23 protein-coding genes are annotated in these 22210 nt (G+C 67.9%); 19 read left to right on the top strand and 4 right to left on the bottom strand.

Annotated features, from left to right (window positions below; all coding sequences use genetic code 11):
* From JCQ34_RS19065 to JCQ34_RS19010, 12 genes are all read left to right on the top strand, one after another.
* On the top strand, positions 1 to 864 hold the full coding sequence (locus tag JCQ34_RS19065; RefSeq protein ID WP_286400454.1) for an IclR family transcriptional regulator: 864 nt from the start codon (positions 1 to 3) through the stop codon (positions 862 to 864).
* Positions 865 to 1018: 154 nt separating this feature from the next.
* Positions 1019 to 1900 (top strand): shikimate dehydrogenase, encoded by an 882-nt coding sequence (locus JCQ34_RS19060; RefSeq protein WP_286400453.1) that lies wholly within the window; start codon positions 1019 to 1021, stop codon positions 1898 to 1900.
* Complete coding sequence (locus JCQ34_RS19055) at positions 1900 to 3789, top strand: bifunctional sugar phosphate isomerase/epimerase/4-hydroxyphenylpyruvate dioxygenase family protein (RefSeq protein ID WP_286400451.1); 1890 nt, start codon at positions 1900 to 1902, stop codon at positions 3787 to 3789. The genes JCQ34_RS19060 and JCQ34_RS19055 overlap by 1 nt, the downstream gene beginning before the upstream one ends.
* 43 nt (positions 3790 to 3832) lie before the next feature.
* Positions 3833 to 4702: a protocatechuate 3,4-dioxygenase subunit beta gene (pcaH, locus tag JCQ34_RS19050; protein WP_286400449.1), complete on the top strand. Its 870-nt coding sequence runs from the start codon at positions 3833 to 3835 to the stop codon at positions 4700 to 4702.
* 5 nt (positions 4703 to 4707) lie between these two features.
* Positions 4708 to 5265 carry a protocatechuate 3,4-dioxygenase subunit alpha gene (gene pcaG, locus JCQ34_RS19045; RefSeq protein ID WP_286400448.1) on the top strand — a complete coding sequence of 186 codons (558 nt, stop codon included), beginning with the start codon at positions 4708 to 4710 and terminating at the stop codon, positions 5263 to 5265.
* Positions 5262 to 6740 carry a lyase family protein gene (locus tag JCQ34_RS19040; protein WP_286400447.1) on the top strand — a complete coding sequence of 493 codons (1479 nt, stop codon included), beginning with the start codon at positions 5262 to 5264 and terminating at the stop codon, positions 6738 to 6740. Before pcaG ends, JCQ34_RS19040 begins: the two co-directional genes overlap by 4 nt.
* Positions 6733 to 7551: an alpha/beta fold hydrolase gene (locus tag JCQ34_RS19035; protein WP_286400446.1), complete on the top strand. Its 819-nt coding sequence runs from the start codon at positions 6733 to 6735 to the stop codon at positions 7549 to 7551. The genes JCQ34_RS19040 and JCQ34_RS19035 overlap by 8 nt, the downstream gene beginning before the upstream one ends.
* Positions 7548 to 7988, top strand: a complete 441-nt coding sequence (gene pcaC, locus JCQ34_RS19030; RefSeq protein WP_286400444.1) for a 4-carboxymuconolactone decarboxylase — start codon at positions 7548 to 7550, stop codon at positions 7986 to 7988. The genes JCQ34_RS19035 and pcaC overlap by 4 nt, the downstream gene beginning before the upstream one ends.
* Positions 7985 to 9187, top strand: a complete 1203-nt coding sequence (locus JCQ34_RS19025) for a thiolase family protein (protein ID WP_286400442.1) — start codon at positions 7985 to 7987, stop codon at positions 9185 to 9187. Before pcaC ends, JCQ34_RS19025 begins: the two co-directional genes overlap by 4 nt.
* Positions 9188 to 9190: 3 nt before the next feature.
* On the top strand, positions 9191 to 9880 hold the full coding sequence (locus JCQ34_RS19020) for a 3-oxoacid CoA-transferase subunit A (RefSeq protein WP_286400440.1): 690 nt from the start codon (positions 9191 to 9193) through the stop codon (positions 9878 to 9880).
* 1 nt (position 9881) lies between these two features.
* Positions 9882 to 10568: a 3-oxoacid CoA-transferase subunit B gene (locus tag JCQ34_RS19015; RefSeq protein WP_286400439.1), complete on the top strand. Its 687-nt coding sequence runs from the start codon at positions 9882 to 9884 to the stop codon at positions 10566 to 10568.
* Positions 10569 to 10579: 11 nt separating this feature from the next.
* Positions 10580 to 11389 (top strand): IclR family transcriptional regulator domain-containing protein, encoded by an 810-nt coding sequence (locus JCQ34_RS19010; protein ID WP_286400438.1) that lies wholly within the window; start codon positions 10580 to 10582, stop codon positions 11387 to 11389.
* A gap of 236 nt (positions 11390 to 11625) precedes the next feature.
* Here the strand turns inward: JCQ34_RS19010 and JCQ34_RS19005 are convergent, their stop codons facing one another.
* Both JCQ34_RS19005 and JCQ34_RS19000 read right to left on the bottom strand, forming a co-directional pair.
* On the bottom strand, positions 11626 to 12222 hold the full coding sequence (locus JCQ34_RS19005) for a hypothetical protein (protein WP_286400437.1): 597 nt from the start codon (positions 12220 to 12222) through the stop codon (positions 11626 to 11628).
* A gap of 154 nt (positions 12223 to 12376) precedes the next feature.
* Complete coding sequence (locus JCQ34_RS19000; protein WP_286400435.1) at positions 12377 to 13714, bottom strand: MFS transporter; 1338 nt, start codon at positions 13712 to 13714, stop codon at positions 12377 to 12379.
* Positions 13715 to 13857: 143 nt separating this feature from the next.
* Between JCQ34_RS19000 and JCQ34_RS18995 the strand changes: the two genes are divergently transcribed.
* Entirely contained in the window at positions 13858 to 14694 is an 837-nt protein-coding gene (locus JCQ34_RS18995) for a shikimate dehydrogenase family protein (protein ID WP_286400433.1), read from the top strand.
* Positions 14695 to 14810: 116 nt separating this feature from the next.
* Entirely contained in the window at positions 14811 to 15590 is a 780-nt protein-coding gene (locus JCQ34_RS18990) for an IclR family transcriptional regulator domain-containing protein (protein ID WP_286400432.1), read from the top strand.
* Here JCQ34_RS18990 and ligK read toward each other — a convergent pair.
* Both ligK and JCQ34_RS18980 read right to left on the bottom strand, forming a co-directional pair.
* Positions 15578 to 16261 carry a 4-carboxy-4-hydroxy-2-oxoadipate aldolase/oxaloacetate decarboxylase gene (gene ligK, locus JCQ34_RS18985; protein ID WP_286400431.1) on the bottom strand — a complete coding sequence of 228 codons (684 nt, stop codon included), beginning with the start codon at positions 16259 to 16261 and terminating at the stop codon, positions 15578 to 15580. The genes JCQ34_RS18990 and ligK overlap by 13 nt on opposite strands.
* 23 nt (positions 16262 to 16284) lie before the next feature.
* A complete protein-coding gene (locus JCQ34_RS18980) occupies positions 16285 to 17310 on the bottom strand; it encodes an amidohydrolase family protein (protein ID WP_286400429.1) in 1026 nt (341 codons plus the stop codon).
* 192 nt (positions 17311 to 17502) lie between these two features.
* Here JCQ34_RS18980 and JCQ34_RS18975 point away from each other — a divergent pair, with 192 nt between their 5' ends.
* The 5 genes from JCQ34_RS18975 (at position 17503) to JCQ34_RS18955 (ending at position 22209) form a co-directional block, all read left to right on the top strand.
* Positions 17503 to 18162, top strand: a complete 660-nt coding sequence (locus JCQ34_RS18975) for a GntR family transcriptional regulator (RefSeq protein WP_286400427.1) — start codon at positions 17503 to 17505, stop codon at positions 18160 to 18162.
* 171 nt (positions 18163 to 18333) lie between these two features.
* Positions 18334 to 19530 (top strand): Re/Si-specific NAD(P)(+) transhydrogenase subunit alpha, encoded by a 1197-nt coding sequence (locus tag JCQ34_RS18970; RefSeq protein WP_286400425.1) that lies wholly within the window; start codon positions 18334 to 18336, stop codon positions 19528 to 19530.
* A complete protein-coding gene (locus JCQ34_RS18965) occupies positions 19530 to 19835 on the top strand; it encodes an NAD(P) transhydrogenase subunit alpha (RefSeq protein WP_286400423.1) in 306 nt (101 codons plus the stop codon). The genes JCQ34_RS18970 and JCQ34_RS18965 overlap by 1 nt, the downstream gene beginning before the upstream one ends.
* The gene (locus JCQ34_RS18960; protein ID WP_286400421.1) at positions 19832 to 21205 is read left to right on the top strand and encodes an NAD(P)(+) transhydrogenase (Re/Si-specific) subunit beta; all 1374 of its coding nucleotides are present in this window, start codon (positions 19832 to 19834) and stop codon (positions 21203 to 21205) included. Before JCQ34_RS18965 ends, JCQ34_RS18960 begins: the two co-directional genes overlap by 4 nt.
* 83 nt (positions 21206 to 21288) lie before the next feature.
* On the top strand, positions 21289 to 22209 hold the full coding sequence (locus JCQ34_RS18955; RefSeq protein WP_286400419.1) for a diacylglycerol/lipid kinase family protein: 921 nt from the start codon (positions 21289 to 21291) through the stop codon (positions 22207 to 22209).
* Position 22210 lies beyond the last annotated feature (1 nt).

Below are 22210 nucleotides of genomic sequence, written 5' to 3'. Positions count from 1 at the left end.
ATGAGTGTGAACCAAACCACAGCGGCCAATGAAGAATCCGCTGTCGCAGCCCCCATCGCGGAACCCGTGAACGCCATGCCTCCGGAGGGGAAGGTCGGCGCGCGTCCTGCCGACCGCACGGACATGGTGGGCAAGGCCCTTGGCCTGCTTGTCCTGCTGGGTGACGAACCGCGCGGCGCCACCGCCGCGGACATATCCCGCCGGGCGGAACTTCCCTTCAGCACCACCTACCGCCTGCTCGGCTCCCTGACCCGTGACGGCTTCGTTGACTATGAGCCGGATGGACGCCGCTACCACCTGGGCCTGCGGATCTTCCAGCTGGGCCAGCGGGTCTCCAACCACCACGGCTTCGCCGGGACGGCCATGCCCATCCTCCGCCGGGTCACCGAGCGGACCGGCGAGGCCACCATCCTTAGCGTCCGCGACGGCCTGCACCACCTGACCGTCAGCAAGGTGGACGGGCCGCAGACCTTCCGCGTCACCAGCGACCCCGGCCACCTCGGCTCACTCTCCACCACCGCGGTGGGCAAGGCCCTGGTGGCATTTGCGGAGGACGCGGAACGCGAAAAGCTGCTGGCCGAGCTCCCGCTGGAGGCGCTCACCGGGAAGTCCATCACCGACCGCGACGCCTTCAGGGCTGAAATCGAGCAAGTTCGCGGGCAGGGCTACGCCGTCATGGACGAGGAAAACGAAGCCGGAATGCGCGCAGTGGCCGTACCGCTGCTCAACGACCAGGGGCACGCCTTCGCCTCGTTGGCAACTGCCGTGCCGGTCTTCCGCCTGGGCTTGGACGAGCTGATCGCCCACGTGCCCCTGCTGCAGGAAGCCGCCGCCGAGTTGGCCGCGCGGCTGCCGCAGCGGTAGCAGGACCCGAGATAAGGGCCTGCCCCAAAATCACACTTGTTCGCATCTAGAACATGAGTGCGATAAGTGAACATTTGATGTACCGTAATCCCTATCACCCGCAGCGCGGCAAAGTTCCGCCGCTGCCAGGTGCTGTACCAAAGGAGCTGCACGCATGAGCAATCGAACTGAGTCCTACCTGGTGGGACTGGTCGGTGATGGCGTGATGCCGTCGCTCACGCCGCCCATGCACGAGCGGGAAGGTGACGTGCAGGGCCTGCGCTACCTGTACCGCCCCATCGACCTGCTGGAACTGGGGCTAACCGCCGAATCAGTGGGCAGCATCCTGAACTGTGCCCGCACCCTGGGCTTCAATGGCCTGAACATTACCCATCCCTGCAAGCAGCTGGTCCTGCAGCACCTGGACGAAACAAGCCCCGACGCCCGCCGGCTGGGCGCCGTCAACACGGTGGTTATCCGCGACGGCCGCTTCATCGGCCACAACACGGATTTTTCCGGCTTCGCTGCAGCCCTGGCGTCCGGCCTGCCCGGTGCGAAACTGGACCGCGTGGTGCAGCTGGGTGCCGGCGGCGCAGGATCCGCCGTCGCCTACGCCCTGCTCACCGCCGGCGTGCGCACGCTGGACCTCGTGGACATGGACCCCGCCCGAGCCGCCGCCAGGGCTGCCGAGCTGCAGGGCTTTTTCCCGGACAGCACCATCACGGCACGCACGACGGCGGAGCTGCCGCAGCTGATGCGCCTGGCCGACGGCCTGGTGCACTGCACCCCCGTAGGCATGGCGGCGCATCCCGGCGTCCCGCTGGACCTGGACCTGCTGGAGTCCCGGCACTGGGTGGCGGACATCGTCTACCGCCCCATCGACACCGAACTGGTCCGCGGCGCCCGCGCCAAGGGCTGCGAGGTGCTGGACGGCGGCCGGATGGCCGTGGGCCAGGCCGCCGACGCCTTCCGGATCTTCACCGGGCTCGAGGCAGACCCGGCGCGCATGCGCAGCCACTTCCTGGAGCTCGTGGCCGCCGAGGAGGTGGCCGCCTGATGCGCACCGGAATCGCCACGGTTTGCCTCTCCGGCACCCTGAAGGAAAAGATGCAGGCCTGCGCCATCGCCGGCTTCGACGGCATCGAGATCTTCGAACAGGACCTGGTCACCTCCCCGCTCAGCCCCGAGGACGTGCGGAAGACGGCAGCCGACCTGGGGCTTGGCCTGGACCTGTACCAGCCGTTCCGGGACTTCGACGGCGTCACGCCGGACCTGCTGAAGGCCAACCTGCGCCGCGCAGAGGCCAAGTTCAAGCTTATGGCCCGCCTTGGCATGGACACCATCCTGGTGTGCTCCAACGTTGCCACCGCCACAATTGACGATGACGCTGTCCGGGCCGAACAGCTGGCACAGCTTGCCAGTCTGGCCGGGGACCACGGCGTCAAGGTGGCCTATGAAGCCCTGGCGTGGGGCAAATACGTCAACGACTACGAGCACGCCTACCGGCTGGTGGAGATGGTGGACCACCCCAACCTGGGAACCTGCCTGGACTCCTTCCACATCCTGAGCCGGGACTGGGACACTGCGCCCATCGAGGACATCAACGCGGACAAGATCTTCTTTGTCCAGGTGGCGGACGCCCCAAAGCTCTCCATGGACGTCCTGTCATGGAGCCGCCACTACCGGGTGTTCCCCGGTGAGGGCCAGTTCGAGCTGGCCAAGTTCATGGGCCACGTGGTCCGCGCCGGCTACACCGGACCCGTGTCGCTGGAGGTCTTCAACGACGTCTTCCGCCAGTCGGACGTCGAGCGCACCGCGGTGGATGCCATGCGGTCCCTGATCTGGCTGGAGGAGCAAAGCGCAAAATGGCTGAGCACCTCCGCCGCAGACGCGCCGGGCAACGGAGGCGCCCTCCGTCGTCGTTATCCCATGGAGCTGGCCACGCTGCCCAAGGTGAACGAGCCCGCAGGCTTCAACTTCGCCGAGGTGAAGGCGGACGACACCGCGCAGCTGGAGAAGCTCCTGGGCCAGCTGGGCTTCGCGTTCGAGGGCAGGCACCGGACCAAGGATGTCCAGCTGTGGACCATGGGCCAGGCCCGGGTGATCATCAACGAACAGGCCGCGCAGCACGCCGAGCCGGCCATTGCCGCGTTGGGGTTCGACGTCGATTCCCCCGTGATTGCGTCCGCCCGGGCCCAGCAGCTCAAGGCCCCCGTAGTGGCCCGCAAGGTGCAGGCGGACGAGGAAGTATTCCAAGGCATCTCAGCGCCGGACTCCACTGAGATCTTCCTGTGCCAGGGCAGCCCCGACGGCACGGCGGCATGGACGCATGAGTTCGGCGAAGGGCTGGAACACCCCTCCGCGGGCGCCAGCGCGGTCATTGACCACGTCAACCTCGCACAGCCGTGGCAGCACTTCGACGAGGCAGTCCTCTTCTACACCAGTGCCCTGGCCCTGGAACCCCAGCCCTTTGCCGAGGTGCCCAGCCCCAGCGGCCTGGTGCGCTCGCAGGTCATGCAGACCTCCGACGGCGCGGTGCGGCTGGTGCTGAACCTCGCCCCCATCCAGCAGGCACGGAACGAGGCCCGCAAGACCTACCAGGAGCACATCGCCTTCGCTGTGGACGATCTCGTGGCGACTGCCCGCGCCGCGCGGGACCGCGGCCTGGAATTCCTGCAGATCCCCGCCAACTACTACGAGGACCTGGACGCCCGGTTTGATCTTGAGCCGGAATTCCTGGCCACCCTGCAGGAGCTCAACCTGCTCTTCGACCGGGACGCGGACGGGGAATTCCTGCACTTCTACACCGCCACCGTGGGCAGCGTGTTCTTCGAAATGGTGGAACGCCGCGGCAACTACGACGGCTACGGCGCGCCGAACGCCCCGGTGCGGCACGCGGTCCAGTACGACTCGCTGCACCGCAGCACCTGGACCCGCACCCCCTAAACCACAAGCCAAGCAACCCGAACAGATCAGAAAGGAGCCAGCCGTGTCGGAAAACATCACCGAGGAGCTGGAGTCGGAGGAACTCGTGCCCCCGGCCGAACCAAAGGCTGCCCACCAGCTGGACAAGGCCGTCGAGTCGCAGGCGGATCTCAGTGCAGAGATCACCGCCATCGGCGAGGCCTACCAGCGGGCCCTCAAGGACGGTGCCGGGCAGGAAATCCAGCCGCGACTGGACTACCCGCCCTACCGCAGCAGCATTTTGCGCCATCCCACCAAGAGCCTGCAACACGCGGACCCGGAAACCATTGAGCTGTTCTCGCCGGCGTTCGGGCACCAGGACGTGCACGCGTTGGAGTCGGATCTGACCATCCAGCACAACGGGGAGCCGCTGGGTGAGCGGATCATCGTGTCCGGCAAGGTCCTGGACGGCGACGGCCGCCCGGTGGCGGGCCAGCTCGTGGAAATCTGGCAGGCCAACTCGTCCGGCCGCTACATCCACAAGCGGGACCAGCACCCCGCCCCGATCGACCCCAACTTCACGGGCATCGGCCGCTGTATCACCGGCGCGGACGGCTCCTACCGCTTCATCACCATCAAGCCCGGCGCCTACCCGTGGAAGAACCACCTGAATGCCTGGCGGCCGGCGCACATCCACTTCTCGCTGTTCGGCAGCGAGTTCACCCAGCGGATCATCACCCAGATGTACTTCCCGGGTGACCAGCTTTTCCCGCTGGATCCGATCTACCAGACCATCGTGGACCAGGACGCCCGCGACCGCCTCGTGGCCACCTACGACCACAGCCTTACCGAACCGGAGTGGGCCCTGGGGTACAACTGGGACATCGTCCTGACCGGCCCCAAGCGCACTTGGACCGAGAACGAAGCATACGGCGACGCCGGAGATGAGGAGTAGGAACGATGAGCACCAAACTGGTACCCACCCCCGGCCAGACCGTGGGCCCGTTCTACGGCTACGCCCTCCCGTTCGAGAAGGACAACGAGTTGCTGCCTCCCGGTTTTCCGGGCTCCATCCGCCTGCAGGGCACGGTCTATGACGGCGCCGGCCACACCATCCCGGACGCCATCCTGGAGATTTGGCAGCCGGACGCCGACGGCAAGGTTGTCCAGCGCACCGGCTCCCTGGTCCGCGACGGCTACACCTTCACCGGCTGGGGCCGCGGCGCCGTGGGCAACTCCGGCGTCTTCACCTTCACCACCGTCAACCCCGGCCCCACCAAGCCGGGTGCGGCCCCGTTCATCTCCGTGGCACTCTTCGCCCGCGGCCTGACCAACCGGCTGTTCACCCGCATCTACCTGCCGGAGGACACCGAGGCACTGGCCAACGACCCGCTGCTGAGCTCGCTGGAGCCGGAGCGCCGCAAGACGCTCATCGCCCACCGCGACGCCGACGGCGGCCTCACCTGGGACATCCGTCTCCAGGGCCAGGACGAGACGGTTTTCCTGGACTTCCAGTGACGCACGCCGCCGCCCTGGGAGATCTGCGCGCCTTCGCGGAAGAGGCCGACGCCGGCCTGCTCAGTCCCGTGTCAGCCTCGCCGTTGGTGGCGGCGCTGACGGGGGACCGGGCAGTGCTCGGCGCCATCCTCGCCGTCGAGTCCGGCTGGGCCGCCGTGCTGCAGCGGGCAGGCCTGGCGCCCGCCGGTTCGGCCGCCGTCGTCGCTTCCGCCGCTGAGGCGGGGCGCTACGACCTGGCCGGTATCGCACTGCGCGCCCAGGGCGGCGGCAACCCCGTGATTCCCGTGCTCGCCGACCTCCGGAGGAACGTGGCGGCGCTGGACACCGCCGGAGTGGGGGCGACGAAGGCTGTGCACACCTCGCTGACCAGCCAGGACGTGCTGGACACAGCCCTCATGCTGCTGGCCCGCAACACCGTCCACGCCGTGCTGGCAGATTTGAAGGGCACCACGACGGCGCTCGCGCACCTTGCCGCGCATCATGCGGACACGCTCTGCGTGGGCAGGAGCCTGACCCAGCATTCCCTTCCCTTCACCTTTGGGTTGCGGGCTGCTCAGTGGTTCCAGAACGTGGCCGCAGCGGGCCGGCAGCTCGAGGCCCTGCAGTTCCCGGTCCAGTTCGGCGGTGCGGCGGGAACGCTTGCGGCCGGCACTGTACTGACAGACGGCTCCTCCGCCACCCCCTTCAGCCTGGCCGATGCGCTCGCCGCCCAGCTGGGCCTGGCCCCGGCCGCGGCGCCATGGCATACCAACCGGCTCGCCATCACGTCCCTCGGGCACGCTCTCGCCTCCGTGCTGGACGCCTTTGGCAAAATCGCCGCGGATGTTCTGTTCCTCAGCCGCCCGGAGGTTGCCGAGCTCGCCGAACCCCGTGCCGCCGGCCGCGGTGTTTCTTCGGCCATGCCGCAGAAACAGAACCCGGTGCTGTCGGTCCTGGTCCGCAGCGCCGCACTGCAGGCACCGCAGTTGGCAGCGCAGCTGCACGTGGCCGCCGCCAACTTCAACGACGAACGTCCGGACGGGGCCTGGCACGCGGAGTGGCCGGCCCTCCGGCACTTGCTGGCCCTGGCCCTCGGGGCCGCCGGACACCTCCGCGAACTCGCCGAGGGGCTGCGGGTGTTCCCGGACGCCATGCGCCGCAACCTTGACCTGGCCGGCCCGCTGCTGCTGGCCGAAGGCGTCACCGCCGCCGTGGCCCCACTGCTTGCGGAGCAGGACGGGCGCACCGGCAAGCAGCAACTGCAGCAGGTGGTGGACAGGACCCTCGACGCACCCCCCTCGGAGCAGGCCGCAACTTACCGGAAGCTGTTCCGCGAAGCCGTGCCCGCCGCCGTCGTCCCTGACGCCCGGTTGGAGGAACTCCTGGACCCCGCCAGCTACCTGGGCCAGGCGGCGGAGATCACCCGCCGCATCCTTGCCGCCTACCCCGAATTCGATTCCACCACCACCGACGCGAATGGAGCTTCCCGTGGCTAAGCCAGCCTTGAAGGCAGCGCTGCTGTCCCCCCAACGTCCCCTGGGCGACCACCCCCTGATCGTGGCAGGCCCCTCCCTGGGCACCTCCACGATTCTGTGGAACAGGGTGGCGTCCCTGCTCGGCAATGACTACGACGTGGTGGCCTGGGACCTCCCCGGCCACGGGGTTTCGCCCGCCGCCGGCGAAGGGTTCGACGTCGCCGCGCTGGCTGACGCCGTCGTGGACCTGGTGGACTCCATCGCCCCCGGCGAAAACTTCCACTACGCCGGGGTTTCCCTGGGCGGCGCGGTGGGCCTGCAGCTGGGCATCAAGCACGGTGAACGGCTGAAGAGCCTCTCCGTGCAGAACAGCGGCGCCAAGATCGGCACCCCCGAAGGCTGGCTGGAGCGCGCCGAAACCGTCCGCACCCAGGGCACGCCCGTGATGATCCTGGGGTCCGCCCAGCGCTGGTTCGCACCCGGCTTCATGGACCGGGAACCCGAATTCAGCAGCAGGCTCCTGCACGCCCTGCGCGACGCCGACCGCTTCAGCTACGCCTTCTGCTGCGAAGCGCTGGCCGCCTTCGACGTCCGGGAGGAGCTGGGCAGCATCACCGTCCCCACCCAGGTCATCGCCGGCGCACTGGACGGCGTCGCAACACCCGCCATGGCCGAGGAAGTGGCAGCGGGAATCACCGCAGCGGGCGGCACCGCGACCGCGGTGACCGTGGAGGGCGTCTCGCACCTGGCACCCGCGGAGGCACCGGCCCACGTTGCGGACCTCATGCGCAGCCTGGCCACCTGGGCCGAGTCCCGGCAGGCAGCCAAGTGAGCGGCGCTGACTACGACGGGGCGCAGCGCCACGGCGTGGTCCAGCCCGGCGCCACCAGCCAGGAGATCTACGACGGCGGCATGGCGGTCCGGCGCGAAGTGCTGGGCGACGCCCACGTGGACCGGGCCAACGCCAACAAGGACGAATTCACCGACGACTTCCAGGACATGATCACCCGCATCGCCTGGGGCGGCATCTGGACCAGGCCAGGCCTGACCCGCCAGATGCGCTCGGCGGTGACCATCACCGCCATGGTGGCGCACGGGCACTGGGAAGAACTGGCCATGCACATCCGCGCCGCCCTCCGGAACGGCCTCAGCAGGGACGAAATCAAGGAAATCCTGCTGCAGACCGCCATCTACTGCGGAGTACCTTCCGCCAACACCGCCTTCAAGACCGCCCAGCAGGTCTTTCGAGAAATGGATACCACCCCGTGAACCAGGCTTTTGTGTACGACGCTGTGCGCACCCCTTTTGGCAAGTTCGGCTCCGGCCTTGCCGCCGTCCGTCCGGATGATCTTGCCGCGCACGTGATCAAGGAGTCCGTCAAGCGTGCCCCGGGCCTTGATGTTGAGCGGATTGATGAGGTGGTGTTCGGGAACGCGAACGGCGCTGGTGAGGAGAACCGGAACATCGCCCGGATGGGCACGCTGCTGGCCGGCCTGCCGGTCTCGATCCCGGGCACCACGGTGAACCGGTTGTGCGGGTCCTCCCTGGATGCGGCGATCATTGCTTCCCGGCAGATCAACGCCGGTGATGCGGACCTGATGCTCGTCGGTGGCGCGGAGTCGATGTCCCGCGCCCCGTGGGTGCTGCCCAAGACGGAGAAGCCGTACCCGGCCGGGGACATGACGCTGGCGTCCACGACGCTGGGCTGGCGCCTGGTGAACAAGGCGATGCCTAAGGAGTGGACCATCTCCCTGGGCGAGGCCACCGAACGCCTGCGCGAAAAGTATGGCGTGACCCGGGAGGCGCAGGATGAGTTCGCCGCCGCCTCGCACAACCTGTCCGCCGCCGCCTGGGACGAGGGCTTCTACGACAACCTGGTGACCCCGGTGCCGGGCACCGACCTGGTCCGGGACGAGGGGATCCGCGCCGGGTCTTCGGCAGAGAAGCTCGCCGGGCTGAAGACCGTGTTCCGGGCTGAGAACGGCACGGTCACCGCCGGCAACGCGTCGCCCTTGTCCGACGGCGCCTCCGCGGCTTGGATCGGGTCCGAGGCCGCCGCGGGGCTGCTGGGGCTGGACCCGCTGGCCCGGATCGCTGGGCGCGGGGCGCACGCGAACGATCCGCAGTACTTCGGCTACGCCCCGGTCGAGGCGGCGAACAAGGCCCTCGAAAAGGCGGGCATCGGCTGGGAGCAGGTGGGCGCCGTCGAACTTAACGAAGCGTTCGCCGCGCAGTCCCTGGCCTGCATCAACGCCTGGGGCATCGACCACTCGATCGTGAACCGGCACGGCGGGGCCATCGCCATGGGACACCCCCTGGGTGCTTCCGGGACCCGGATCCTGGGCACCCTGGCCCGGTCCCTGCAGGCCTCCGGCGAACGCTGGGGCGTCGCTGCCATCTGCATCGGCGTGGGCCAGGGCCTGGCCGTCGTCCTCGAAAACGTCACTGCTTCGAACGGAAAGGCATAAGCCATGCTGAACTTCGTAGATTCGGTCCAGGATGCCGTGGCCGGCATCAAGGACGGCTCCACCGTGATGATCGGCGGGTTCGGCAACGCCGGCCAGCCGTTCGAACTGATCGACGCGCTGCTGGACTGCGGCGCCACGGACCTGACCGTGGTGAACAACAACGCGGGCCAGGGCGACCAGGGCCTGGCGCTGCTGATCAAGGAGGGCCGGGTGAAGAAGATGATCTGCTCCTTCCCGCGGCAGTCCGATTCCTGGCACTTCGACGCCAAGTACAAGGCCGGCGAGATCGAACTCGAACTCGTGCCGCAGGGCAACCTGGCCGAACGGATCCGCGCCGCCGGGGCCGGGATCGGCGGGTTCTTCACCCCCACCGGGTACGGCACCATGCTTGCCGAGGGCAAGGAAACCCGGATCATCGACGGCCGCGGCCAGGTCTTTGAAACGCCCATCCACGCCGATGTCGCCCTCATCAAGGCGCTGAAGGCGGACGGCAAGGGCAACCTCGTCTACCGCAAGACCGCCCGGAACTTCGGCCCCATCATGGCAGCCGCGGCGAAGCACACCATCGTCCAGGTCTCTGAGATCGTCCCGGTGGGCGGCCTGGACCCGGAAAACGTGGTCACGCCCGGCATCTACGTCAACACAGTGGTCCGCGTCCCCGCGGGCGCCGGCACGAGCGAGAAGGTGGCCTGACATGAGCACCGCAACAACCCTCCAGACCTCCACCACCCCGCTGGGCCGCGATGACCTGGCCCGGCTGGTGGCCAGGGACATCGCGCCCGGGTCCTTCGTGAACCTGGGGATCGGGCAGCCCACCCTGGTGTCCAACTACCTCACCGAGGAACAGAACATCACCCTCCACACGGAGAACGGGATGCTCGGCATGGGCCCGGAGGCCAAGGGCGACCAGATCGACGGCGACCTCATCAACGCCGGCAAGATCCCCGTCACCGAACTGCCCGGTGCGTCCTACTTCCACCACGCCGATTCCTTCGCGATCATGCGCGGCGGGCACCTGGACATCTGCGTGCTCGGCGCCTTCCAGGTCTCCGCCACCGGTGACCTGGCGAACTGGCACACCGGCGCGCCCGGGGCCATTCCCGCCGTCGGCGGTGCCATGGACCTGGCCACCGGCGCCAAGGACGTCTTCGTCATGATGACCCTCCTGACCCGCGAAGGTGCCTCCAAGATCGTGGAGTCCTGCACCTACCCGATCACCGGCGTCGGCTGCGTCACCCGTGTCTACACGGACAAGGGCGTGTTCCTCACCGGACCCGACGGCGTCTCCGTCCGCGAAACCTTCGGCTGCACCCTCGAAGAACTCCAGGAACTGGTACCCGTCCCGCTCAAAGCGGCGCCCGCCGTCGGAAGCGCCACCTAGGATTGGTAACCATGACCGACGCCGTCCGCACGGAAACCCAGCCCCCGCAGGCCAGCGACCAGTACGTCCAGTCGCTGGCACGGGGCCTGGCCGTGATCCGTGCCTTCGACGCCGACCGCCCCGTCATGACCCTCACGGAGGTCGCGTCCCGCACCGGGTTGACCCGCGCCACCGCGCGCAGGTTCCTGCACACGCTCGTGGAACTCGGCTACGTGCGGACCGACGGCAAGACCTTCGCGCTGACGGCAAAGGTGCTCCAGCTGGGCTACGCGTACCTCTCCGGGCTGTCCCTGCCGCAACTGGCCCAGCCGCACCTCGAGGAACTGTCCCTGAAGCTGGGCGAATCCACCTCCGCTGCGGTGCTGGACGGCACGGACATCGCCTACATTGCCAGGGTCACCACCCGCCGGATCATGACCATCGGCATCACGGTGGGGACCCGGTTCCCCGCGTACGCCACGTCCATGGGCCGGGTTCTGCTCGCGCACCTGCCCCCGGCGGAGCTCAAGGCATACCTGGCGGCCGCGGACATCAAGCCGCTTACTCCGCGCGCCCTGGCAACAGTTCCCGAGCTGCTCGCCGTCCTGGAAACCGTCCGCGCCCAGGGCTGGTGCCTGCTCAACCAGGAACTGGAACTGGGCCTCATGTCCGTCGCGGCGCCCGTGTATGACGGGGCCAAGGTGGTGGCCGCCGTCAACGTCAGCCTGCAGGCCCAGTCTGTGGAGGCCAAGCCGGACCCGGACGCCTATCTGGCATCGGTCGCACAGGAAATTGTGGCCACCGCCAAGCTCATTTCCGCAGACCTCACCGCCCGCGGGTAGGAACGCCGCCGCGCAGCCTCCCCTGCTCTCAGTGGGCAGGGACTGCCCCTGCGCAGCGAACCCCCGTCCCAGTGTGCAGCCCGGTACGACGCGCCCTTCTCCCGCCGCCACGCCGGGGGCAGACTCGGACCCATGGTCACCGAAGAGGATGTCAGGCAGGCTGCCCTCGCGCTGCCGGGCGTGACGGAACGGTCCAGCTGGGGACAGCCCGCATGGTTTGCGCGAGCTGCTTCCGGCTAGCTGGTCCGGGTTTGGGCGAACAACCGGCGGAGTGTGAAGAAGCAGCCCAGGCCACTGAACAGCAGGGCAACGAGGAAGTCCCCGCCGTACCCGTCGACCAGTTCCCGGTTCGTCGAGAGGTTGAAGAGGAGCAGGTCCCAGGTCTGGGCATCTGCCAGCATCAGCAGGGGAGAGCCCCCGCCAAGGTACTTCGCCGCGTCCACCAGCATGCCGCCCCAGAACGACAGCAGCACCGTCACCGCCGTTATTGCCACAACCACCCATGCGCCCCGCCGGCTGATGATGCCGCCGGCTCCCGTGACGTACAGGCGCGCTGCCAGCGCCGCGGCGATAAAGGCAACGATGGAGGCCATCCAGCCCATGTTCCACAGCACCAGCCAGGCGGCGATGCCTACCGGAACCGCCGCCAGAGCGTAGACGGCGCCGCGCACCACGTCCTCCCGCGGAGCTGTCGGCGCGGGCACCGGGAGCTGGAACTGGCCTGCGGGCGGCAGCCATGGTTCCGATGACCGCTGGCCGTACTGCGGTACCGGAGTTCCGTGACCGCCCTCCGGTCCGGATGGTGTTGCCTCGAATTCTGCGCGCTCTGACATGGGTCCCCCAATATTCTGTTGTCTGTGAATCCCGCTCATTCTCACACAACAGCGCCTTGAGCTGCCCAGACGCGCGGGGTGCAAAGGCAAGAGGCCGACGGCGGTGCTTCCCGCCGTCGGCCTCTTCCTGTTTGCTGCGTGATTGTGAAGGCCCCTACCGCACGTGGTTGCCCAGCTCCCGGAGCGGGGTCTTGGCGGTCTCGCGCGCCCACCAGGCGCCCGCCACGGCGAGGACCGAGGAACCTGCCACGATCCAGGCCGCCGGTCCCCAGTTGGCCTTGTCCGCTCCCACCAGGGCGGTGCCCAGCAGTGGGGTGAAACCGGCGCACAGGATGCCGATTTGGAGCCCGATCGCCATGCCCGAGTAGCGGACCTTGACGTTGAAGAGCTCGGAGAACCAGGCCGGGTAGATGGCATTGGACATGGCGTAGGTGCCGGCCGTGATCAGCGTGCTGGTCAGGAAGATCATGGGGATGTTCCCGGTGGAGATCACCCAGAAGTAGACAAAGATCATGGCGCCCGAGCCGAGCACGCCGCCGATGAAGATGGGCCGCCGGCCAAGGCTGTCGGACCACCGTGCCATCAGGGGCTGGCTGCCGATCGCCAGGACGTTGCCCAGGATGCTCACCCAGAGCATGGTGGAGGCGGGGACACCCACCGAGACCGCGTACGCGAGGCCAAAGGACTGCATGAACGTGTTGGTGACGGTCTCGAAGGACATCAGCGCCACCTGGAAGAACTGCGCCGGGTGGGTCTGGAACATCTTGGCGAAGGGCAGCTTCACCAGTTCGCCGTGGTCATGCTTTTCCTCGAAGACCTCCGGCTCCTCCAGGGAGCGGCGCACTAGGTACGCGACGATGAGGACCACCAGGGAGAGCCAGAAGGGAATGCGCCAGCCCCATGCAAGGCGGTCTGCCTCGCTCATTGCCGCCACGGGCAGGAACGCAAGGGACGCGAGCACGATGCCGGCCGAGATGCCGCTCATGGCGAAGCTGGCAAAGAAGCCGCGGCGGCCTTCCGGGGCTTCTTCCGTGGACAATGCCGATGCCCCGGCGGTCTCGGCGCCGGCGGACAGGCCCTGCAACAGGCGCAGCACCACCAGCAGTGCGGGGGCCCAGTAGCCTGCCAGGCTGAAGTCCGGCAGGGCGCCGATCAGGAACGTGGCACTGCCCATCAGGACCAGCGTGAGAACCAGGGTGTTCTTGCGGCCGATCTTGTCACCCAGGTGCCCGAACACCACTGCGCCGAACGGCCTCGCGACGTAGGCGACACCGAAGGTGGCGAAGGACGCGATAAGCGCCACTGTGGGGTCGCCCGCAGGGAAGAAGATCTTCGAGAAGACGAGGGAGGCGGCAGTGGCGTAGATGAAGAAGTCGTAGTACTCCAGCGCGCCGCCGAGGAAGGCTGCCAACGCTGCCTTCTTTGCGCGCTTGAGGCGGCGCTGCTCCTCGGGCGTCGCCTGGGCCTGGGCTCCTGCTGCGATGTTGGTCATTGTGGGGTTCCTTCCACGCTGAAGGTGGGGATCTTTTCTCATTTGTACGCATAACGAACAAGTGTGCGAAATGCGCCTAAAAAGAGGATACTAGCCGGTGACGCCAATCACAACGCCCATCTCTGCGAAAGGTGGAGCACTGCATGGAACCGCACTCTCTCACTTCCCGCCTGGTCCTGATCGGGTCAGCGGCTTCCCAGGCCATGTCACCCGCACTTTGGAACCCTGTCCTGGCCCGCCTGGGCAACGGCTGGAGGTACGAGGCATGGGATGTGCCGCCGGACGGCGACCTTGCGCAGGTCCGTAAAGACCTCCTGGGTCCGGATATGGTGGCCGCCAACGTGACCATGCCGCATAAGCATTGGGCGGCGGAAACCGCTGATGCTGCCGACGAGTCCGTGAGGCTGAGCGGTGCCTGCAACCTGCTGGTGCGGGCAGGTGAAAGGCTGGAGGCCCACAACACCGACATCACTGCTGCCCGGAAACTGCTTGGGCCCACCTACCAGCGCCATGCCCTCCTGCTCGGGGCAGGGGGAGCGGCCCGCGCAGCCCTCATTTCCATCCGGGACAACGTGGGAGCCGTGTCCATTGCGGACCGCGATCCCCATGCTTCCGCCGAGCTGCTGGAGCTGGCGCGCGAACTGGGCCTCGACGCGCACGCCATCATGTGGGAGCAGGCCAGGGATGCCGCAGCTGATGCCTCCCTTATCGTCAACGCCACGCCCATCGGGAAACAGGCCTCCGACCCGGCGGCCTGGGGTGGTGCTGCACTGGCGCCCGACGCCGTCCTGTACGACTTCGTTTACGCCCGCCACACCACCGCCAGCGTGGCCTGCGCGGACGCGATGGGCATCCGGTGCATCGACGGGTGGGACCACCTTCGGGAGCAGGCGGTGGCCATGGTGCCCCTCCTGGGGCTGGACGGAGAGGCAGGCGCACTGCTGCAGGAGACTCTCATCGGCCTTCGTGATGTGCACTAGGGCGCGGGCTTTGGGCCGGGCTTCCTCCCCGCAGGTGCCCGATATGATCGGACAGGTGCGAAAAGCCCGGCAATTCCGTGCCGGTACGCCCGGTTGGTTCGGAGGGGAACAGCAACGTGGAGGAGCAGGCAGGCTACTTCGTTAAGTCGGTTGAGAAGGCTTTTGACGTCCTGCTTGCCTTTACCCCTGACCAGCCCCGGCTCACCGTCTCGCAGGTTGCAGCCCGGACGGACATGACGCGGGCTTCGGCCCGGCGCTTCCTGCTCACCCTCGCCGACCTTGGCTACCTCCGGGCCGTCGGGCCGGCCTTCGAGCTGACCGCGCGGTCCCTGGACGTGGGCAGGTCCTATCTGGCCGCGCTGACCTTGCCCAAGGTGGCCGAGCCGCACCTGAGGGACCTGGCTGCGGAGCTGAACGAGACAACCTCCCTGTGCATCCTCGATGGCGGTGACGTGGTCTACGTTGCCTGCGTTCCCTCTCCGCGCCTGTTGAGCGTGTCCATCACGGTGGGCACCCGCTTCCCTGCCTGGGCCACCTCCATGGGCCGCGTCCTCCTTGCCGGGCTGCCTGCACCGCAGTTGGAGGAATACCTCCACTCGGTCCGGCTCCAGCGCTTTACGGACCGCTCTATCGGCAGCGTGGATGACCTCCGCGCTGAAGTGGAGGCGGCAAGGACCAGGGGGTGGTGCATGGTGTCGCAGGAACTGGAGGAAGGCCTCCGGGGTGTGGCAGTCCCGGTCCTGCGCGGACATGAGGTTGTGGCCGCGGCCAACGTTTCGCTGCAGACCCATCGGGCCGCGGCCCAGGACATTGAAGCGGCCGTCCTGCCGCAGCTGATGGAGACCGCGCGCCGCATTGCCCTTGATTACGGCGGTCCCGCCGTTCAGTCCAGGTAGCGCAGTCCGGCCGCTTCGAGCGGTCCCCGCATGTTGTAAATGTCCAGTCCAAGTTCCCCGCCGGCAAACCGCTCACGCTTGGCTTTCTCGTTGTCTTCCCGCGCCCGTGCTGCTGCCGCCACATCGGCCGCCCGGGCAGCCGGCACCACCACAACGCCGTCGACGTCGGCAAGCACCACATCCCCCGGGTTGACCAGGGCGTTGGCGCAGACCACCGGGACATTGACGGAGCCCAGCGTGGCTTTGACCGTTCCCCTGGAGTTGATGGCGCGGCTGAAGACCGGGAAGTCCATGGCCTGAAGGGCGGCAACATCCCGGCAGCCGCCGTCGATGACCAGGCCCGCCGCGCCCTGTGCCCGCAGCGACGTTGCCAGCAGTTCTCCGAAGAAGCCGTCCTCGCATTCGGTGGTGCAACCGGCCACCACCACGTCTCCCGACCGGACCTGCTCGGCGGCGACATGCAGCATCCAGTTGTCTCCAGGCTGGAGCAGGACGGTGACGGCGGTGCCGCACATGGTGGCGCCGGGGTAGACGGGGCGGATGTAGGGACGCATGAGTCCGAGCCGGCCCATGGCCTCGTGGACGGTGCTGACACCGAACGCGGAGAGGGCTTTGACGCTGTCTTCAGCCGCCCGGGTGATGTTGGTGTGGACAACGCCTAGTTCCTGCATGGTGGTTCCCTTCGGAGGCGGAGTCAGCGGCCTTGCTGCTTGAGCAGGGCGTCGAGGCGTGGATAGACGGCGCGGGCATTGTGCTCCTGGATGGCGCCGAGTTCGGCTTCATCCAGGCCGGCGGCGTCGATGTACCGTGCGGTGTCATCGAAGTGATGGCCGGTCCAGGGGTCGATGTCCCGGACGGCCCCGATCATCTCGGACGCGAAGAGGATGTTTTGTGTGGGGAAGACCTCCAGGAGCAGGTCGATGCCCGGTTGGTGGTAGACGCAGGTGTCGAAGAAGACGTTATCCAGCAGGTGCTCTTCGAGGGGCGGCTTGTGCAGGGCCATGGCCAGGCCGCGGAAACGTCCCCAGTGGTAGGGCACCGCCCCGCCGCCGTGCGGGATGACGAGTTTTAGGGTTGGGAAGTCCTTGAAGAGGTCGCCCTGGATGAGCTGCATGAACGCGGTGGTGTCGGCGTTGAGGTAATGCGCCCCGGTGGTGTGGAAAGCGGGATTGGTGCTGGTGCTGACGTGGACCATCGCGGGGATGTCGTACTCCACCATCTTTTCGTAGATCGGGTACCAGTACCGGTCCGTCAGCGGCGGGGCGGTCCAGTGTCCGCCTGACGGGTCGGGGTTCAGGTTCAGGGCCACGGCGCCGTATTCCTCCACGCAGCGGGCCAGTTCGGGGATGCAGGTGGCGGGGTCCACGCCGGGGGACTGGGGAAGCATCGCGGCCGGGATGAACCGCTCCGGGTAGAGCCGGCTGACCCGGTAGCAGAGCTCGTTGCAGATGGCCGCCCACTCCGCCGATGTTTCGAGGGAGCCCACATGGTGGGCCATGAAGGACGCCCGGGGTGAAAAGACGGTGAGATCGATGCCACGTTCATCCATCAAGCGCAGCTGGTTCGCTTCGATGCTTTCCCGCAGCTCGTCGTCGGAAATCTTTAGGTCTGCGCGGGACGGTGCCACGGACGGGTCGTCCAGGGCGGCGACCTGCCGGTCCCGCCATTGCCCGAGCGCGGGCGGGGCGGTGGTGTAGTGGCCGTGGATGTCAATGATCATCGCGCACGCTCCTGGCAGGGGCGCCCGCCGAACGACGCCGCACTAATCGAAAAACCGCACAACCCAGATTTTGTCAGCAATATAGCTAACAATCAATGACTACGTTGGGTCTCGAGCGCAGCAGTTGGAGTACGCTGGGGTCGGAAATTGTCAGCAAAATTGGCAACCGGCGGGATAGGGAGAAGGTTGGCTGTGGACACAACCGTGGATGGAGCAGGCCGGACTCCCACCGCCGTTGAACTCGCAGGGCTGCTGCGCACCGCCATTGTCAGCGGGGAACTGGTGCCCAACCAGCGCCTTGTGGAAGGCGACCTCGCCGCCGAGTACGGGGCGAGCCGGGGAAACATCAGGGTTGCCCTCTCGGAACTGAGCGTTGAAGGCCTCGTGGAGCGTATCCAGAACCGGGGAGCGCGGGTGCGTGCGGTCTCGGTGGAGGAAGCGGTGGAGATTACCGAGGTGCGCGCCGCCCTCGAGGCGCTTTGCGCCCGCAAGGCTGCCGAACGGGTCACCGATGACGACGTCGCTGAGCTGCAGGACCTGGCCGCCCGCATGAAGGACGCCGTGGACCGGGGCGACCGCGAGTCCTACTCTGAAGGCAACCAGGCGATGCACGAAAAGATCATCGCCATGAGCGCGCAGCAGACCGCTGCAGCAACCATCCAGCGGCTCCGGGGACAGGCGGTCCGGTTCCAGTTCCGCCTTGCCCGCCAGTCGGGCCGCCCGGCCGTTTCCCTGCCTGAGCACCTCGCCATCATTGATGCCGTCTGTGCCCGGGATCCGGATGCGGCGGCAGAAGCCATGCGGCTCCATCTGGAAAGCGTGGCAGACGCCATCCGCGCCAGCACCAAATAGCCCGGTCCCTCAGCTGCACGGCACGCGTTCGCCGCGGAGGCAGCCTGACAGGCGAATCGTTACCACCAACCCTCCGGCCCCTACTCCCGCCGCGGCGCGGAGCGCTTTAGACTCTAGCCAACTGCGTGCAGCAGAGCCGCTGCACTGCTCGTCAGGAGGAGGAGTCGGCGGGTGAAACTGGGGATTCCGCGGGAACGCCGGGAGGGCGAGCGGCGCGTGGCCGCCACCCCGGACACTGTCAAACAGCTGGCAGGGATGGGGCTGGAAGTCCTGGTCGAAGCCGGGGCAGGGGACGGTGCCGGGCACGCAGACCCCGGATACCAAAAAGCCGGCGCCACGGTTGTCCCGCAACTGGACCTGGCCGCCCTGGACATCCTGGCCCACGTCCGCCCCCTCGACCCGCACACCGCCGCATCCCTCAAAAGGGGGGCCGTCACCGTAGGGCTCGCGTCGCCGTCGTCCGAACTCCCGGCCGTCCAGGCACTCGCAGGCAACGGCGTGACTTCTTTCGCGCTGGAACTGGTGCCCCGAATATCCCGTGCACAGTCCATGGACGCGCTGACGTCGCAGGCGCTGGTGGCCGGGTACCGCTGCGTGCTGGAGGCCGCCATTCGGCTGCCCCGGTTCTTCCCGCTGTACATGACCGCCGCCGGAACCGTTCCGCCGGCCCGCGTCCTGGTGCTCGGCGCCGGCGTGGCAGGGCTGCAGGCCATCGGCACCGCCAAGCGCCTGGGCGCGCGCGTCTTCGCCAACGACATCCGCCCAGCCTCCGCCGACGAAGTGGCGTCCATGGGCGGCACGTTCATCCGGCTGGACCTTGAGACGGCGGAGGCGGCAGGCGGCTATGCCCGGCAGTTGAGTTCCGACGCCGGCACCCGGCAGCGGCAGCTGCTGGCACCCCACGTGGCGCAGTCGGACGTCTTGATTACGACGGCGGCAGTCCCCGGGCGGCCGGCACCCCTTTTGGTGACGCGGGAGATGGTGCAGGGCATGCGCCCGGGATCGGTCGTCGTGGACCTCGCCGCGGAGTCCGGCGGCAACGTGGAAGGTTCAGTGCCGGGCCAGGATATCCCGGTCCCCACCGCCGATGGCGCCGGGCACATCAGCCTGGTGGGGCTGAAGGACCCGGCCTCAGCCATGGCGTCGGACGCCTCCCGCCTCTACGCAAAGAACGTGGCCAACCTGCTCGCCCTGCTGGTCCGCGACGGCGCCCTCACGCTGGATTTCGGCGATGAAGTGGTGGCAGGTGCCTGCCTGACCCACGGCGGGGAGGTGCGGCACCAGCCCACGGCCGAATTGCTGGCGGCGAGGGCACATGCCCCAACGGCCGGCGCCGCTGCCGCCGCCGGGCAGGAAGGAGCGCTCTGATGGACGGAATCGCCCTGCTGACCATTACGGTGCTGGCGGTGTTCGTCGGCTTCGAGGTGGTGTCCAAGGTTTCCAGCACCCTGCACACCCCGCTGATGTCCGGCGCGAATGCCATCCACGGCATCATCCTGGTGGGGGCCGTCATCGTGGCCGGCCAGGCAGCCGATCCGTGGGTGCTCGCGGTGGCGCTGCTCGCGGTCGTCCTTGCCACCGCCAACCTGGTGGGCGGCTTCGTTGTGACGGACCGGATGCTGCACATGTTCCACGGCAAGAGGGACGCGGTCACCAAGGCAGGCAGCAAATGAGCCTCCTCGATCCGGTCTGGACCTCCCTGCTCTACCTCGCCGCGGCGGTCTGCTTCATCCTGGCGCTGCGCGGGCTCAGCTCACCGCGCACCGCCCGCCGCGGAAACCTGGTGGGCGCACTCGGGGCGCTGATCGCCGTCGTCACCGTCTTCCTGTCCGCCCGGCTGGAGAACATCCCCTGGATCCTGGCTGCCATCGCCGTTGGTTCCGCAGTGGCCGCACCGGTGGCCCGCCGGGTGAAAATGACGCAGATGCCGCAGCTGGTGGCCCTGTTCAACGGAGTGGGCGGCGGCGCGGCCGCCCTGGTGGCACTCCTGGAACTGGGCAACGCGGAGGAACCGTGGGTGCGGGTGGCCATCGTGTTCACGCTCCTGGTCGGTGCGGTGTCCTTTGCCGGCTCCGGCGTTACCTTCGCCAAGCTGCAGGAACTGATGACCACCCGGCCGGTGGTGTTCCGCGGGCTGCCGGTGGTCATGGCCGTGGTCCTGCTCGCCGCCGTGGCCGCGGCGGCGGCTGTGGTGCTTACCGCTTCATTGCCGCTTGCGGTCGTGCTGCTGGTCCTGGGCCTTGCCGCCGGCGTGCTGCTGGTGCTGCCCGTGGGCGGCGCGGACGTGCCCATTGTCATCTCTCTGCTGAACGCCTTCACCGGCCTGGCCGTGGCAGCGTCAGGGCTGGTGCTGGGCAATGTCCTCCTGGTGGTGGCGGGCACCCTGGTGGGCGCCTCGGGCACCATCCTCACCCGCGCCATGGCGGCGGCCATGGGCCGGAGCGTGGCAGGCATCCTGTTCGGCGCCTTCCGGGGAGGTTCGACGGCGGGATCCACCGCCGTGAGCGAGCGTCCGGTCCGCTCGTCCTCACCGGAGGACGTGGCGGTCCTGCTGGGGTACGCCCAGCGCGTGATCATCGTCCCCGGCTACGGCCTGGCGGTGGCACAGGGCCAGCATACGGCCGCCGAGCTGGCCCAGGCCCTGGAAGCGCGGGGCATCGAAGTGGACTTTGCCATCCACCCCGTGGCCGGGCGCATGCCGGGCCACATGAACGTGCTCCTGGCCGAGGCCAATGTGCCGTATGAGTCACTCAAGGAGATGGGCGAGATCAATCCGGAGTTCAAGACCACCGATGTGGCACTGGTGGTCGGCGCCAACGACGTGGTGAATCCGGCCGCCAAGACCTCCTCGGGCTCGCCGATCTACGGAATGCCCATCCTGGAAGTGGCGGAGGCCCGGCAGGTGGTGTTCCTGAAACGCTCCATGCGCCCGGGCTTCGCCGGCATAGAGAACGACCTGCTTTATGAGCCGCAGACGTCCCTGCTGTTCGGGGACGCCAAGGACTCCCTGGCGCAGGTGTTGGGCGCGGTCAAGGCGCTGTAGCCCACCGCGCTGCGCCGGACCACCCCCGCAGCGGGATACCCTTCTTTCAGAAGCTTGCTTTCCATCCGCCATTAGAGGACGCCATGACTGAGACCAGCTCCACTTCGCCCAAACGGGCCGCCATCATCGTCAATCCCGCCAAGCCGGTGGATATCGACGTGCGCGGCTTGGTGGCCAAGCACTGCGTGGAGAACGGGTGGGGCGAGCCCATCTGGCTGGAAACCACCAAGGAGGACCCCGGCGTGGGCCAGGCCAAGGAAGCGCTGGCGCAGGGCGCGGACATCGTGATCGCTGCCGGCGGTGACGGGACAGTGCGCTGCGTGGCCGAGGTGCTGTCCGGTGGCGATACCCCCATGGGCCTCCTGCCCCTGGGCACCGGGAACCTGCTGGCCCGCAACCTGGGCATGGACGTCACCGATTACGACGGCGCCATGGCCGGGGCATTGATCGGTACCGAGCGGAAGATCGACGTGGTCCGCGCCCGCCGCAGCGACCCGGACAAGGACCAGCTGTTCCTGGTCATGGCCGGGATGGGCTATGACGCCACCATCATGGCGGACACGAATGAGGACCTGAAGGACAAGGTGGGCTGGCTGGCCTACGTGGACGCAGGGATCAGGAACCTGCCAGGCAAGCCCATCAAGGCCACCGTGGTAATCGACGGCAAGCAAGTGGTGCATCGGGGCGTCCGCAGCGTGATGGTGGGCAACTGCGGCAAGGTCCAGGGTGGCCTGGAAATCTTCCCCGAGGCCAAGATCGACGACGGCCTGCTGGACATCGCCGTCCTGGCACCGCACCACGGCAAGCTCGGCTGGCTGTCCGTGCTGGCCGGCATTATCGGCAAGGGCAGGAACAAGGACACCTCGGTGGAGTACTTCCAGGGCAAGAGCGTGGAAATCACGCTGGAGCACAAGGACGATTACCAGCTGGACGGCGACCACGAGGGCCAGGGCAAGCACGTGCTCATGACCATGGAGCCCGGTGCCCTGACCCTGCGGATGTAGG

Source organism: Pseudarthrobacter defluvii, from assembly GCF_030323865.1.
GTDB lineage: Bacteria > Actinomycetota > Actinomycetes > Actinomycetales > Micrococcaceae > Arthrobacter > Arthrobacter sedimenti.
Note: the sequence above shows the minus strand (reverse complement) of the source record. Positions and strands in the feature narration are given on the sequence as shown.

Coding starts and splice junctions, on each gene's coding strand:
- JCQ34_RS18965 (WP_286400423.1), top strand. CDS start 19,530: ATGGACGGAATCGCCCTGCTGACCATTACGGTGCTGGCGGTGTTCGTC.
- JCQ34_RS18960 (WP_286400421.1), top strand. CDS start 19,832: ATGAGCCTCCTCGATCCGGTCTGGACCTCCCTGCTCTACCTCGCCGCG.
- ligK (WP_286400431.1), bottom strand. CDS start 16,261: ATGCAGGAACTAGGCGTTGTCCACACCAACATCACCCGGGCGGCTGAA.
- JCQ34_RS19000 (WP_286400435.1), bottom strand. CDS start 13,714: ATGACCAACATCGCAGCAGGAGCCCAGGCCCAGGCGACGCCCGAGGAG.
- JCQ34_RS19010 (WP_286400438.1), top strand. CDS start 10,580: ATGACCGACGCCGTCCGCACGGAAACCCAGCCCCCGCAGGCCAGCGAC.
- JCQ34_RS19060 (WP_286400453.1), top strand. CDS start 1,019: ATGAGCAATCGAACTGAGTCCTACCTGGTGGGACTGGTCGGTGATGGC.
- JCQ34_RS18980 (WP_286400429.1), bottom strand. CDS start 17,310: ATGATCATTGACATCCACGGCCACTACACCACCGCCCCGCCCGCGCTC.
- JCQ34_RS19015 (WP_286400439.1), top strand. CDS start 9,882: ATGAGCACCGCAACAACCCTCCAGACCTCCACCACCCCGCTGGGCCGC.
- JCQ34_RS19020 (WP_286400440.1), top strand. CDS start 9,191: ATGCTGAACTTCGTAGATTCGGTCCAGGATGCCGTGGCCGGCATCAAG.
- JCQ34_RS19055 (WP_286400451.1), top strand. CDS start 1,900: ATGCGCACCGGAATCGCCACGGTTTGCCTCTCCGGCACCCTGAAGGAA.
- JCQ34_RS19005 (WP_286400437.1), bottom strand. CDS start 12,222: ATGTCAGAGCGCGCAGAATTCGAGGCAACACCATCCGGACCGGAGGGC.
- pcaG (WP_286400448.1), top strand. CDS start 4,708: ATGAGCACCAAACTGGTACCCACCCCCGGCCAGACCGTGGGCCCGTTC.
- JCQ34_RS18955 (WP_286400419.1), top strand. CDS start 21,289: ATGACTGAGACCAGCTCCACTTCGCCCAAACGGGCCGCCATCATCGTC.
- JCQ34_RS18995 (WP_286400433.1), top strand. CDS start 13,858: ATGGAACCGCACTCTCTCACTTCCCGCCTGGTCCTGATCGGGTCAGCG.
- JCQ34_RS19065 (WP_286400454.1), top strand. CDS start 1: ATGAGTGTGAACCAAACCACAGCGGCCAATGAAGAATCCGCTGTCGCA.